14 protein-coding genes are annotated in these 12,500 nt (G+C 57.9%); 9 read left to right on the top strand and 5 right to left on the bottom strand.

Annotation, left to right across the window (positions count from 1 at the left end; all coding sequences use genetic code 11):
- Positions 1-121: 121 nt before the first annotated feature.
- From I9187_RS12245 to I9187_RS12255, 3 genes are read right to left on the bottom strand one after another with little or no spacing between them, the layout of a single operon-like run.
- Complete coding sequence (locus I9187_RS12245; RefSeq protein ID WP_245223196.1) at positions 122-1,051, bottom strand: glycosyltransferase family 2 protein; 930 nt, start codon at positions 1,049-1,051, stop codon at positions 122-124.
- Positions 1,048-1,791, bottom strand: a complete 744-nt coding sequence (locus I9187_RS12250) for a hypothetical protein (protein ID WP_171179889.1) — start codon at positions 1,789-1,791, stop codon at positions 1,048-1,050. The genes I9187_RS12245 and I9187_RS12250 overlap by 4 nt, the downstream gene beginning before the upstream one ends.
- A gap of 49 nt (positions 1,792-1,840) precedes the next feature.
- Positions 1,841-3,445 carry a peptide chain release factor 3 gene (locus I9187_RS12255; RefSeq protein WP_171179891.1) on the bottom strand — a complete coding sequence of 535 codons (1,605 nt, stop codon included), beginning with the start codon at positions 3,443-3,445 and terminating at the stop codon, positions 1,841-1,843.
- A gap of 109 nt (positions 3,446-3,554) precedes the next feature.
- Between I9187_RS12255 and I9187_RS12260 the strand changes: the two genes are divergently transcribed.
- The 8 genes from I9187_RS12260 to I9187_RS12295 all read left to right on the top strand — a co-directional run bounded on the left by I9187_RS12260 (position 3,555) and on the right by I9187_RS12295 (position 11,000).
- On the top strand, positions 3,555-3,917 hold the full coding sequence (locus I9187_RS12260) for a nuclear transport factor 2 family protein (RefSeq protein ID WP_171179893.1): 363 nt from the start codon (positions 3,555-3,557) through the stop codon (positions 3,915-3,917).
- A gap of 73 nt (positions 3,918-3,990) precedes the next feature.
- Positions 3,991-4,770 (top strand): SDR family oxidoreductase, encoded by a 780-nt coding sequence (locus tag I9187_RS12265; protein WP_171180074.1) that lies wholly within the window; start codon positions 3,991-3,993, stop codon positions 4,768-4,770.
- Between the two features lie 2 nt (positions 4,771-4,772).
- Positions 4,773-5,891 (top strand): hypothetical protein, encoded by a 1,119-nt coding sequence (locus tag I9187_RS12270; RefSeq protein WP_171179895.1) that lies wholly within the window; start codon positions 4,773-4,775, stop codon positions 5,889-5,891.
- A 101-nt stretch (positions 5,892-5,992) separates the two neighbouring features.
- On the top strand, positions 5,993-7,045 hold the full coding sequence (locus I9187_RS12275) for a methyltransferase domain-containing protein (protein WP_171179897.1): 1,053 nt from the start codon (positions 5,993-5,995) through the stop codon (positions 7,043-7,045).
- A 45-nt stretch (positions 7,046-7,090) separates the two neighbouring features.
- Positions 7,091-8,221: an ABC transporter ATP-binding protein gene (locus tag I9187_RS12280; RefSeq protein ID WP_171721456.1), complete on the top strand. Its 1,131-nt coding sequence runs from the start codon at positions 7,091-7,093 to the stop codon at positions 8,219-8,221.
- 114 nt (positions 8,222-8,335) lie between these two features.
- Positions 8,336-9,118, top strand: a complete 783-nt coding sequence (surE, locus tag I9187_RS12285; RefSeq protein WP_171179901.1) for a 5'/3'-nucleotidase SurE — start codon at positions 8,336-8,338, stop codon at positions 9,116-9,118.
- Positions 9,115-9,765, top strand: coding sequence for a protein-L-isoaspartate(D-aspartate) O-methyltransferase (locus I9187_RS12290; protein WP_171179903.1), 651 nt, complete (start codon positions 9,115-9,117; stop codon positions 9,763-9,765). Before surE ends, I9187_RS12290 begins: the two co-directional genes overlap by 4 nt.
- Before the next feature lie 62 nt (positions 9,766-9,827).
- The gene (locus I9187_RS12295) at positions 9,828-11,000 is read left to right on the top strand and encodes a M23 family metallopeptidase (protein WP_171179905.1); all 1,173 of its coding nucleotides are present in this window, start codon (positions 9,828-9,830) and stop codon (positions 10,998-11,000) included.
- 60 nt (positions 11,001-11,060) lie between these two features.
- Here the strand turns inward: I9187_RS12295 and I9187_RS12300 are convergent, their stop codons facing one another.
- Positions 11,061-11,732 (bottom strand): YafY family protein, encoded by a 672-nt coding sequence (locus I9187_RS12300; protein ID WP_171179907.1) that lies wholly within the window; start codon positions 11,730-11,732, stop codon positions 11,061-11,063.
- Between the two features lie 21 nt (positions 11,733-11,753).
- Positions 11,754-12,059, bottom strand: coding sequence for a hypothetical protein (locus tag I9187_RS12305; protein ID WP_171234398.1), 306 nt, complete (start codon positions 12,057-12,059; stop codon positions 11,754-11,756).
- A 222-nt stretch (positions 12,060-12,281) separates the two neighbouring features.
- Here I9187_RS12305 and I9187_RS12310 point away from each other — a divergent pair, with 222 nt between their 5' ends.
- Complete coding sequence (locus I9187_RS12310; RefSeq protein ID WP_171179912.1) at positions 12,282-12,497, top strand: twin-arginine translocase TatA/TatE family subunit; 216 nt, start codon at positions 12,282-12,284, stop codon at positions 12,495-12,497.
- Positions 12,498-12,500: the final 3 nt, after the last annotated feature.

The raw sequence follows: 12,500 nt of genomic DNA on the forward strand, positions 1-12,500 counted from the left end.
GCCATGCGCGCAATGCGCCTATTCGGCTTGGGGGCGGACATAACAAAAACGTAGGTCAGGGTCAAATGAAGTCCGCTTAGTGCGGGGCACGCAAAATGTTCGCGGGATTTTCCGCAACAATTCAGCAGGTTCCGGGGAAGTGTTTCTCCAGTTTTTCGTCCAGAGCCAATGGGCGGTGACGCAGTAGGTTGTGCTGTTCCAAACGGGCACGGACTTCGGGGTCTGCTCCGCTCATCTCATCGTAAAACGCGCGCAGCCCGTCTTTGCCTTGTTCGGCTTCGATCCAGTTGAGCAGTTCATTTTTGTTCAAACCACCCTGTTCGCGCGGTACGTTGGGTGCCATGCCTGCCTGATACGAGCCGCGATCAATACGAAACTGGTAATGTCCGATCCAGTGGTCCCAATCCGGTGCGTGCCGGTGGCACAGCTCGACCTCGGGCAACTCGTATTTGCAAGGCAGTAGCTTTTTGTTCTGAAACAGGTTGTGGATGCGGAAGTTCAGGTATTTCAGGCCAGTGCGAACGAACAGCTTGCCCTGCACATGGCTGAGAAAACCACCCAGAACAAACGCGCCATAGGTCGGGTAAATTGCTTCGACCAACGCCTCGCGGTTGGGCCCCTGCGGAATGTGTGCCTTATAAAGATCGTCACCGCCAGCCAGGGCTTCCATAGGGCGGACGCGTGCGGCGTTGAGGTTGGGCGGCACGTTGCCCAGCACTTCGGCGATCGGGGTCGGGGACCAAAGAAACTCGTCTACATCGATATGCGTCAGCCAATCCAGGGGCGTGTTGCGATAGGCAAATGTCGCGTGAACCGTCTGACGGACCTGATGCTTTTCCGGCCTTGCGCGACCTCGCTTTTCCCAAAACGCATCGTCGCAGACCCGCACGCGCACTTTGGGGTGCATCCTGAGCGCCCGAAAGGTGCGCCGGTTGGGTTCGTCCATGTAGATATACATAAAGTCCGCGCCCAGTTCGAGGTGATGGGCCACGAACCGCAGTACGTTCTCGGTCGGGCCCCGAACCATCGAGACGATGCCCCAGGTGCTCATGCGCGCGTCGCGCGCGCGTCGCGCATCCGTTGCAGGCGGCGAAAGACACCGCCTGGGTCTTTGTTGAGTTCCGTCATCAGATGATCGACCAACGGCGCGATGGTCGGGTCGTGCATCGCTCGGGTCCAAATTGGGGCGATAAGATTGATGTCCAACCCGCCTTTTTCAAAGGAAAAACCCTTCATTTCGAAGGGTAAATCCACATGGTTTTTGTCCTCGAACCGAAAGGGTGTATCCGGGGCCAGGCCCGAGAATAGGCGTTCAAACTCGTAAAGCTTCATCAGACCAAACAGCATCCGCAACGCGTGACCCACCTCGCGCTGTGTCGCCGTCTGGCCGTGGTCCGCAAATGTCTGAACCGAAGACACCAGCCAGCGCAGGTCGAGTGTGGCCAGCAGGTGATCGGACTGTTCGTCCCACAACCGGCAGAATAGGGTTGGCGCGTGGCGAGGAAAAGACCGTTTTCTAAGGTTCGAAATCAATTGCGCGTTCAGGAAGGCCAATTCCGACTGGCCGACGAATTCGCGTGCGATTTGGGCGCGTTTGCGATCCCATGTGGTGCTGCGTCCGGCCGGCACTTCGGTGGCGCTGGCTGGAACCGTGCGTTCGGCCAGATCATCCAGATCGACGTCGGGATCAGGCAGGGTGAGGGCGCCGAACTGAAACGGACTGCGCCGGTTCTCATAGCTGTCCAGCATGTCTGGCAGACCACCGGGATAGGTCAGTTCGTCGTCACTCATGCGCGCAGGATTGCACAGCCTGGTTCGGCTGCGCAATCAGCCAGTTGGATCACACCATCATCTCTTTTGTCGCAGTCAGGTTCAGAGCCGGATAGTCGCGCACGACTCGGTCGATGTCCCATTGCAGGCGCGTCAGATAGACGATGTCACCGTCATGATCATGTGCGATGTGCTGCTTGTTGGCGTTGACGAACTTCTCGACCTCGGCCTTGTCACCGCTGACCCATCGGGCCGAGGTGAATTGCGACGCCTCGAACCGAACGGGCAGACCGTATTCCATCTCGATCCGGCTGGCGAGCACTTCGAATTGCAGCGCGCCGACGACGCCGACGATAAAGCCCGACCCGATCGAGGGTTTGAACACTTTGGCCGCGCCTTCTTCGGCAAACTGCATCAGGGCTTTTTCCAGATGCTTGGCTTTCATCGGATCGCCCGCACGCACGCCCTGCAGCAGTTCCGGCGCAAACGAAGGAATACCGGTCACGCGCAGTGCTTCGCCTTCGGTCAGTGTGTCACCGATGCGCAGTTGGCCGTGGTTCGGGATGCCGATGATGTCCCCGGCCCAAGCCTCTTCCGCCAGTTCGCGGTCGGATGCAAGGAATAGCACTGGGTTCGAGATCGCCATTGGCTTTTTGGACCGCACATGCGTCAGTTTCATACCACGTTTGAAGTGACCTGAAGCCATACGGACAAAGGCAACCCGGTCGCGGTGCTTGGGGTCCATATTGGCCTGAACCTTGAAGACAAAGCCTGCGACTTTCTTTTCATCGGGCGCAATCTGACGCGGTTCAGCTGACTGAACTTGCGGCTGTGGGCCATAAGCACCGATACCTTCCATCAGCTCTTTGACGCCAAACGAGTTGATCGCCGAACCAAACCAGATCGGGGTCATGTGACCTTCTAAAACCGCCTGCGGGTCAAGTGCTGGCAGCAGTTCACGCGCCATCTCGACCTCTTCCAGCAGCTTTTCCAGAAGATGCTCGGGCACATGTTCGGCCAATTTCGGGTCGTCCAACCCGTTGATTTCGATGCTTTCCGCCACCCTGTTGCGGTCTGCGCGGTCCATCAGTTCCAAACGGTCGCGCAGCATGTCGTAACAGCCGATGAAATCACGGCCCACGCCAATCGGCCAGGCCGCAGGCGTAACGTCGATGGCCAGCATTTCCTGAATCTCGTCGATGATCTCGAACGTATCGCGGCTTTCCCGGTCCATCTTGTTACAGAAGGTCAGGATCGGAAGATCGCGTAGACGGCAAACCTCGAACAGTTTCTGCGTCTGGCTTTCCACACCTTTCGCACCATCGATCACCATGACGGCCGCGTCCACCGCAGTCAGCGTGCGATAGGTATCCTCGGAAAAGTCCGAGTGACCGGGCGTATCCACCAGATTGAAGCGGAAATTGTCATAGTCGAACGACATCGCCGATGCCGAGACCGAGATGCCCCGATCCTTTTCCATCTGCATGAAGTCAGACCGTGTCCGCCGTGCCTCGCCCTTGGCGCGCACCTGACCGGCCATCTGGATCGCGCCCCCGTAAAGCAGGAACTTTTCCGTCAGCGTCGTCTTGCCCGCATCCGGGTGCGAGATGATGGCGAATGTCCGGCGGCGGGCAATCTCGGGCGGCAGGGTGGGTTGGTTCGAGGTATCAAGCATGAGCGCGCGTATATGCGGGGAAATCTGCCGAAGCAAGACAAAGGGGGTGGTTCGAATCGTGAGGGTATGGCAATAAGAACATATAGTGAACAAATAATGGAGAGGATCAATGAATTTGAAAGAGATTGCAGACGAACTGGTCGCCGGATGCCGTGAGGATCGCGCCAAGGAAAACCTGTCAAAGCTATACGCTCCGGATGCTGTTTCGGTCGAAGGGCAGGATTTTCAGGGAATGGGGCGCGAAACCCACGGTGTGGAAGCCATACGTGGCAAGCATGAGTGGTGGGAAAGTGCCCATGAAGTCTCAGGGGCTTCCGTCAGTGACCCGTTTCCCCATGGTGACGACCGTTTTGCCGTGATTTTCGAAGTGCAGGGCACTGTGAAAGAAACCGGCGAAGCCTTTGATATGCGCGAGGTGGCCGTTTACCACGTGGCCGACGGCAAAATCGTGCGGGAAGAGTTCTTTTACTGATCAACGATCCGTTTCTGGTCTTCCCTGTCTGGCCGGTGCTAGACATGCGGCAATGACTGACAGGGAGGATCCGATGGATCTGGGAATTCAAGGAAAGCGCGCGCTGGTTTGCGCCAGCAGCAAGGGATTGGGGCTGGGCTGCGCAGAGGCTCTGGCAGAAGCGGGCGTTGATCTGGTGATGAACGCCCGTGGTTCTGACGCGTTGGAGGCTGAGGCCGCGCGACTTAGGTCAGAGTACGGCGTCGAGGTGCAAGCCGTCGCGTGTGACGTGACAACTGCCGAGGGTCAGGCCCAGGTGATCGAAGCCGCGCAGGGCGTTGATATTCTTGTGACAAATGCAGGTGGTCCCCCTCCGGGGCTGTGGTCAGACTGGGATCGTGATGATTTCATTGAGGCGTTGGATGCCAACATGCTAACGCCAATAGCGTTTATGAAAGCACTGTTGCCCGGAATGATTGACAAAGGATGGGGGCGTGTCGTCAACATCACTTCACAGTCGGTGCGTGCTCCGATCCCGGCCTTGGGTTTGTCGAATGCAGCGCGTACGGGGCTGACTGGATACGTGGCGGGTACGTCGCGTCAGGTTGCGCCCTTTGGGGTCAATATCAACAACCTGTTGCCGGGCATTCATGCCACCGATCGGGCGGATTCTTTGGATGGCAGTGTCGCAGCGCAACAAGGTATTTCGATCGATCAAGCGCGTGCAAATCGAGCCGCCACTATCCCTGCACGTCGTTACGGTACACGGCAGGAATTTGGTGCTGCTTGCGCGTTTCTCTGCTCGAAACAGGCGGGTTTCATAGTTGGGCAGAACATTCTGCTGGACGGTGGCGCCGGAAACATGACGATGTAAAGATGGCTCAGAATTTCTCTTTAAAAGACCAGTTGTTTAATGCGGAAAAAACCCGCTATCTCGCGGGGTTGTTTGATGCAGCTGACGCGTCTTTTGATGCCGAGGCGTTTCATGCGCAGGTTATGTCGCGCCTGCTGAAACTGGAACTGAAAGAGAGAATGGTGTGGATTTCAGACTGCCTGCAACAGGCAGTGCCGGGCGATTTACCAGCGGTTGCCCCTGTCATCCTGCGCGCTTTGCCGCCGCCTTTGGACCCCTCGAAGACAGATGATGATTTCGGGGATTTCATTTTTGGACCGTTGGGCGAGTGGGTTGCAGAGATCGGGCTGGATCACGTTGATCTGGCTTTGGATGTGCTGGAAGAGTTGACCCAGCGGTTTTCCATGGAATGGGCCATTCGCCCGTTTCTGAACCATGATCCAGACGCCGTACTAAAGCGAATGCAGACATGGTGCAGCCATGACAGCTATCATGTGCGCCGGTTGGTGAGCGAGGGCACGCGGCCCCGGTTGCCTTGGGGACAGGGGATTGGTCTTGATCTGGCAGATCCGCTGCCGCTGTTGGACCGGCTGCACGGGGACGGCACACGCTATGTTACCCGGTCTGTGGCCAATCATTTGAACGACATCACCAAGAAAAACCCTGATCTGGTTCTGGAACGCTTGGAAAAGTGGCGCGCTGATGGACGGCAGAACGTGGCTGAGTTGGACTGGATGACCTCACATACGTTGCGCGGACTGGTCAAAGCAGGACACCCCGAGGCGATGAAGGTTTTGGGGTATGACCCTGAGGCCAAGGTGGCGGTGTCAGTGGATCTGACCTCAGAGGCCCGGATAGGCGGGGCGCTGGAGTTTTCAGTTGCCCTGACCGGCGCAGGCGAGCAGCCTGTTCTGGTGGATTATATCGTTCATTTCCAACGTCCTGGTGGAAAAATCTCAGCCAAAGTGCACAAACTCAAACAGGCGTCGCTTAAAAATGGCCACTTGCACCTGAGCAAACGACACAAGCTGAAGGGCGACGCCACAACGTTCAAACTGGTGCCCGGCGCACATCGGCTTGAGGTGCAGGTGAACGGCAAGGTCCGCGCGGGCGTGGATTTCGAATTGCTGGGCTCGACCTGAAAAGAAACACTCACGCTTTTGTCAAAAGCAAAGGCTTTGGATTGCTTGGCGCGGCTTGCTGCATTACCTGCGAAGAAACCATGTTTGAGGGGAAGACTGCGATGAAGCACGAGTCGGTGCAGAATTACTATGGTGAGGTCCTGCAAAGCAGCGCGGACTTGCAGACCAACGCGTGCTGTACGCCTGATGACATGCCGGATCATGTCAAAAAGATCCTTTCGAAAATCCATGACGACGTGCTGACTCGGTATTACGGCTGCGGTCTGATCGCGCCTCTGGATCTCGAGGGCATGTCGATCCTCGATCTGGGCTGCGGCGCGGGGCGTGACGTCTATGCCTTGTCGGCTATGGTGGGTGAAAACGGGCGGGTTGTCGGTGTGGACATGACGCCCGAGCAATTGGACGTTGCCCGTGCGCATCAGGACTATCACGCCCAAGCCTTTGGCCACGCCAAAAGCAATGTAGAATTCCATCACGGTTATATCGAAAAGCTGGATGAGCTGGATTTGGAGCCCGGATCGTTCGACATCATAGTGTCGAACTGCGTGATCAACTTGGCGACCGACAAGGATGCGGTTCTGCGCGGAGCGTATCGGCTGCTGAAAGAGGGTGGCGAGATGTACTTCTCGGACGTTTACGCAGACCGCCGTATCCCGCAGGCGATGGCCGAGGATGAAGTGCTGTACGGCGAATGCCTGTCGGGCGCGTTGTACTGGAATGATTTCCTGTCGATGGCCCGTAAGGCCGGTTTCGGTGATCCACGACGCGAGACTCACCGTCCGTTGACTATCGAAAATCCCGTGCTCGAAGCACGTGTGGCACCGCTTAAGTTCCTGTCGGCCACGTATCGATTGTTCAAACTACCCGCGCTGGAGCCGGCTTGCGAAGACTATGGGCAGGCGGTGGTCTACAAGGGCACCGTGCCCAACGCACCGCATGAGTTTGTTCTGGACGATCACCACATCATCGAAACCGGCAAGGTCTTTCCGGTCTGTGGCAACACGTGGATGATGTTGCAGGATACGCGTTTCGCGCGGCACTTTGATTTTATCGGTGATTTCTCGACCCATTACGGCATCTTCGAAGGCTGCGGTGGCGAAAGCCCGTTCGAAGCCGTGGGTGAGACAGCATCTTCGGGCGGTGGTTGCTGCTGATCCCTTGCACCTGAGGGGCGGGGTTGCTATCCCCGCCTAAGCCCGATGGATTTGATCGGGAAAGGCAATTGGGGTCCATCGGTGACAGGTAACGTAACTCCTCCACGTCTGGAAATTCGCAACATTATCCGCCGGTTCGAAGGGCGGGTTGTGGTGGATGATGTGTCGCTGACCGTGCAGGCGGGCAAGGTGACGTGTTTGCTGGGGCCTTCGGGCTGCGGCAAATCCACGACGCTGCGTATGATCGCCGGGGTCGAGATGCAGGACTCGGGCGAGATATACGTAGATGGCAAGCTGATCTGCGACACGGTTTTCCGGGTGCCGCCGGAACGGCGTGAGATTGGCTTGATGTTTCAGGATTTCGCGCTGTTCCCACATTTGAGCGTGGCCAATAATGTGGCGTTTGGCTTGAAGGGCAGCAAGGATGAAAAACGCGCCCGGGTTGAAGAACTGCTGCGTAAAGTAGACCTGATGCGCTTCATCGACGGATTTCCGCATCAGTTATCGGGCGGGGAGCAGCAGCGTGTGGCACTGGCCCGCGCATTGGCGCCGCGCCCCCGGATCATGTTGATGGACGAGCCGTTTTCCGGCCTCGACAACCGCCTGCGTGATGGCATTCGGGACGAAACGCTGTCTATCCTCAAGGAAGAGGACGCTGCCGTTCTGCTGGTCACGCACGAGCCGGAAGAGGCGATGCGCATGGCGGATGAGATTGCGCTGATGCGACGTGGTAAGGTGGTGCAGCAAGGCGCGCCCTATAACGTTTACACCCGACCAGCGGATAAAGCCGCCGTGGCCTTTTTCAGTGATGTCAACGTGTTGCGAGCGCAAGTGAATGGGGCTTTGGCTGATACGCCGTTTGGTCAGTTTCTTGCGCCCGGCATCCCGGACGGAACGGATGTCGAAATTGTATTCCGCCCGCAGCATGTCAAACTGGATTTTGACCGCAACGGAAAGGGACCTTTGCCCACGCCGACAGATGGTGTGGCTGCGCGGGGTGTAGTCGAGCGCGCGCGTTTTTTGGGAAATGAGAGTCTTGTCGAGTTCCGCATGGATTACGACGGCTCAATCCTCAAGGCGACGGTTCCAAATGTTTTTGTACCGGGGCCGGGTCGCGTTATGTGGCTGACCATTCGCCGTGACAAATGTTTTGTTTTCCCTGACAGCAAAAGCTGATCTGACGATTTCCGCCTGAGTGGTGCGCGAAAGCCTCAGAATGCAGGCCCGCGTCGCTTGCCGCAACGCAGACCGGGGTCTATCAAGGGCCAAACGCGGGGGTAAATCGAGCACATGCGTATTCTTCTGACCAATGACGACGGAATCAATGCTCCGGGCTTGATCACGCTTGAGGCAATCGCAGCCGAACTTGCCGGACCGGATGGCGAAGTTTGGGTGGTTGCGCCTGCCTTCGAGCAATCCGGGGTCGGGCATTGTATTAGCTATACCCATCCCACGATGATCGCCAAGCTCAGCGAGCGACGCTATGCGGCCGAAGGGTCGCCTGCGGACTGTGTATTGGCTGGGTTGCATGATGTAATGGTGGACTGCCCGCCGGATTTGGTCTTGTCGGGCGTAAACCGGGGCAACAACTCGGCTGAGAACACACTTTACTCAGGAACCATTGGTGGTGCGATGGAAGCGGCGCTGCAAGGCGTGCCGGCAATTGCACTGTCTCAGTATTTCGGCCCACGTAACCTGGGGTTGGATGATCCATTTGAGGGCGCTGCGCGCTTTGGCGCCGACCTGGTCCGGCGTATTCTGGATGCCACTCCGGTAGAGCAGGGTGATTACCGCTTGTTCTACAACGTGAATTTCCCACCCGTTCCGGCAGATGAGGTGCTGGGCACACGCGTAGCGGCACAGGGTTTCCGGCGTGATACACATTTCTCGGTCGAGCCACACAGTTCGCCCTCGGGGCGGCGGTTCCTGTGGATCAAGGGCGGTTATCAGCACAACCCGACGGCGCCGGGCACCGATGCGGCGGTCAATTTGGAAGGTTACATTTCGGTCACGCCGATGCGCGCCGACTTGACCGCGCATGACATGCTGGAGGCATTGAAGGCAGTCGAATGAGCGGACTGGACCCCGAAACCGTAATGCAGTTCCTCTTTGCCTTGCGCAAAAGGGGCGTGACCGATGCGCGTGTTTTAGCGGCTATGGAGCAGGTGGATCGGGGGCGGTTTGTCACTGGCCTGTTTGCGGATCGCGCTTACGAGGACATGCCGCTGCCAATCGCCTGCGGTCAGACAATCAGCCAGCCTTCGGTTGTCGGGCTGATGACACAGGCGCTGGATGTGCGGGCGCGGGACACCGTGCTCGAGATCGGAACCGGCTCGGGCTATCAGGCGGCGATCCTGTCGAAACTGGCGCGCCGTGTCTATACCGTCGAACGTCACCGGCGGCTGGTGAGCGAAACGGGCAAGCTGTTTACCGATTTGGGCCTGACCAATGTCACCGCCATGTTGTCTGATGGATCCTTCGGTTTACCGGAACAGGCACCGTTTGATCGGATCATTGTGACAGCCGCAGCCGAGGACCCTCCGGGCCCGCTCTTGGCGCAGCTTAAAATCGGGGGTATTATGGTTTTACCCGTGGGGCAGTCGGATGCGGTGCAGCAGTTGATCAAAGTGACACGCACTGAAACCGGTCTGGACTATGATGAATTGACGTCAGTTCGTTTTGTGCCTCTGCTTGAGGGACTTGGGAAGGACGAGAAGTAACAGGCTTTGTGAGTTGGTCGCCGGAACCCCGGAAAACAGGGGCAGGCTTTGAGGACAGAATTATGAAAGCAGTATCCAAATCATCTATGCGCCGCTGTGCAACCGGACTGGTCGCTGTGGCAGTTCTGGCCGGGTGTGAAGGGCCTCTGGACTATGATTTGCGCGGGCAAGTCGGCGGGTTCTCGACCACCGATGCGGCGCTGTCGGCCACTACGTCGCGGCCCAAACCGGACAGTCGGGGCGTGATCACCTATCCTAACTATCAGGTTGTCGTCGCCCGACGAGGCGACACGGTGCGGGACGTAGCCGCACGGGTGGGCCTGCCGGAAGAGGAATTGTCACGCTTTAACGGTCTGCAGACAACCGACACCTTGCGCGAAGGCGAAGTGCTGGCGCTGCCGCGGTCAGTGGGTGCAGGAAGCGGAGTAGATATCGCCTCGGTGGCCGGAAATGCAATCGATCAGGCCCCGGATACAAACTCGGTTCAGACAACGACGTTGGAACCTGCGAAACCAGCGACATCCCCGGCTCCAGTGACCTCGGGGCCGGAGCCGGTTCGGCACAAGGTGAAGAGGGGCGAGACAGCCTATACCATCTCGCGGCTCTATCAGGTGCCGGTTGAAGCCTTGGCGGAATGGAACGGGTTGGGGCCAGATTTCACCGTGCGCGAAGGTCAGTTTCTGCTGATCCCGGTCAAGAACCAACCAGCGCCAAGGCAAAGCGCTGCTGCCGCAGCACCTGTTGCGGCAACGGAAGTGACCGAGCCGGGGCAGGGCTCGCCCACGCCGACGCCGCCAAGCGCAACGCAGCCTCTGCCTGAAGAAGATGTCGCGCCGCTGGCCGAGGCCCCCGATGTGACGGCTGAAGCCCCGACCAATACGCGGTCTTCAGCTTTGTCTCTGCCGGTAAGCGGCACCATCATTCGTGGGTATAACAAAGGCAAGAATGAAGGTATCGACATCGCAGCAGCACCCGGCACGGCGGTGACGGCGGCCGACGCGGGCACTGTTGCGGCAATTACGGCGGACGCGGATCAGGTTCCGATCATCGTGGTCAAGCACAAGAACGATCTGCTGACAGTCTATGCCAATGTCGATGATATCACCGTCAAGAAAGGCGACCGAGTACGTCGTGGCCAAAAGCTTGCGCAGCTGAGGGGCGGAGACAATGCCTATGTGCATTTTGAAGTGCGCAAAGGGTTCGAGTCAGTCGATCCAGAGCCTTACCTGAAATAAGGGAAATAGCCCGTTTCGGGCCATGCTTTTCGCGCAAAGACTAGGAAAAGATTAAACCTGTCAATCGTTTGGGTCGTAGTCGCTCAGGCGTTTGCCAGGTTCATCGGCAAAGACTTCCGGCAGAGGTAAGACGGATTCGATCAGGTCGATACGGAAGACCCGGAAACCCTGACGCAGCTCGCACCAGGCCGTGAGGGTCCAGACGCGGCCCCAATACTCCATGTGCAGCGGGCGGATAGTGCGGTTGGTGAGAACCCCGTCGATTCTGCGATAGGACAAGCGGAGTTTCTGGCGTGATTTGATGGCCGCGCGGATCGGGGCCATATGTGCCAGCCCGCGGGCGGCATCGGCAAAGGGGTAGACTGCGAATTTCCACGTGTCAGCTTCGGCCACAACCTGCGTCGGTAGAACCGCGTCGATTTTGTCAGCCAGCGCGTTGGCGGCGGCTTTAAGTTCCGGGTCGGCAGCTTCCGCCACGATGGCCATGCCAAGGTTCAGCGCCTCAAGCTCGGCTGGGGTCAGGTTCAAAGGGGGCAGAGTAATCTGCTCGCGCACCATGTAGCCTACGCCGCGCTCGCCTTCGACCGGAACACCCGAAGCCACCAGCGTGTCCATGTCGCGATAGATGGTGCGGACCGACACCTCAAGCCGGTCCGCAATGTCCTTCGCACGGTGCAGTTTGCCGTCGCGCAGGATCTGGATGATATCAAATAGGCGATCCGTGCGGCGCATGTCACGCCGCCCAGACTGCGCCTAGGCAGTCATGTTCCATAGCACATTCTCGTGACGCATCTGAATGCTTTCAGGGTTGATGGCCGCCATCATACCGGCGCAAAAGTCCTGTTGTGGGAATTGTGCGGCGGCGTCCTTGGCCGCCTTCATGTCCGTCCAGATGACATAGTCAGTCCAGCGACCGTCTTCGCCCTGGCTCAACTGGCGGTTGGCAAAGCCCGGTGCGCTGCGCACAAAGGCTTCTGAGGCTTGGCTGAGCTTCACAAACTCTTCCGGTGTAGTGCCATTGGCGAGGGTGAAGGTGACGATTTCAGCAACATGGGTCATTTGGGTCTCCGTTGACCAGGTTTCGATACCGTCTACTTATGCGTACCCAACTGACATAAACCTGTCAGTTGAGAAATACGAGCCCTTAGATTCTTTCAGATCACATCAAATTTTGCCTTCAATCCGCTTCTGATCTCTTTTTACAAAAAGCCTCCGGGCGTAAACACAGAGCCAGTTCATATTCCCGGCGTTCATTCGCGCCGACGAAAAAGGAGAAAAGACATGCTCAACAATATCGGCCTTCCCGGTCTTCTGCTGATCGCCGTTGTGGTTCTGGTTCTGTTTGGTCGCGGCAAGATCAGCTCGCTGATGGGCGAAGTTGGCAAAGGCATCACCGCGTTCAAAAAAGGCGTGAAGGACGGAACGGAAGAGCTGGAACAGGATGCGTCCGAGATCGCCAAGGACGTGACCCCCGAAACCGAGAAAGACAAGGCGTAAGCG

Source organism: Ruegeria sp. HKCCE4148, assembly GCF_017872495.1.
Classification (GTDB): Bacteria; Pseudomonadota; Alphaproteobacteria; order Rhodobacterales; family Rhodobacteraceae; genus Ruegeria.

Bases quoted from the DNA above. Each gene is read 5' to 3' on its own strand.
- I9187_RS12245 (WP_245223196.1), bottom strand. From the start codon at position 1,051: ATGAGCACCTGGGGCATCGTCTCGATGGTTCGGGGCCCGACCGAGAAC.
- I9187_RS12250 (WP_171179889.1), bottom strand. From the start codon at position 1,791: ATGAGTGACGACGAACTGACCTATCCCGGTGGTCTGCCAGACATGCTG.
- I9187_RS12255 (WP_171179891.1), bottom strand. From the start codon at position 3,445: ATGCTTGATACCTCGAACCAACCCACCCTGCCGCCCGAGATTGCCCGC.
- I9187_RS12260 (WP_171179893.1), top strand. From the start codon at position 3,555: ATGAATTTGAAAGAGATTGCAGACGAACTGGTCGCCGGATGCCGTGAG.
- I9187_RS12265 (WP_171180074.1), top strand. From the start codon at position 3,991: ATGGATCTGGGAATTCAAGGAAAGCGCGCGCTGGTTTGCGCCAGCAGC.
- I9187_RS12270 (WP_171179895.1), top strand. From the start codon at position 4,773: ATGGCTCAGAATTTCTCTTTAAAAGACCAGTTGTTTAATGCGGAAAAA.
- I9187_RS12275 (WP_171179897.1), top strand. From the start codon at position 5,993: ATGAAGCACGAGTCGGTGCAGAATTACTATGGTGAGGTCCTGCAAAGC.
- I9187_RS12280 (WP_171721456.1), top strand. From the start codon at position 7,091: ATGGATTTGATCGGGAAAGGCAATTGGGGTCCATCGGTGACAGGTAAC.
- surE (WP_171179901.1), top strand. From the start codon at position 8,336: ATGCGTATTCTTCTGACCAATGACGACGGAATCAATGCTCCGGGCTTG.
- I9187_RS12290 (WP_171179903.1), top strand. From the start codon at position 9,115: ATGAGCGGACTGGACCCCGAAACCGTAATGCAGTTCCTCTTTGCCTTG.
- I9187_RS12295 (WP_171179905.1), top strand. From the start codon at position 9,828: ATGAAAGCAGTATCCAAATCATCTATGCGCCGCTGTGCAACCGGACTG.
- I9187_RS12300 (WP_171179907.1), bottom strand. From the start codon at position 11,732: ATGCGCCGCACGGATCGCCTATTTGATATCATCCAGATCCTGCGCGAC.
- I9187_RS12305 (WP_171234398.1), bottom strand. From the start codon at position 12,059: ATGACCCATGTTGCTGAAATCGTCACCTTCACCCTCGCCAATGGCACT.
- I9187_RS12310 (WP_171179912.1), top strand. From the start codon at position 12,282: ATGCTCAACAATATCGGCCTTCCCGGTCTTCTGCTGATCGCCGTTGTG.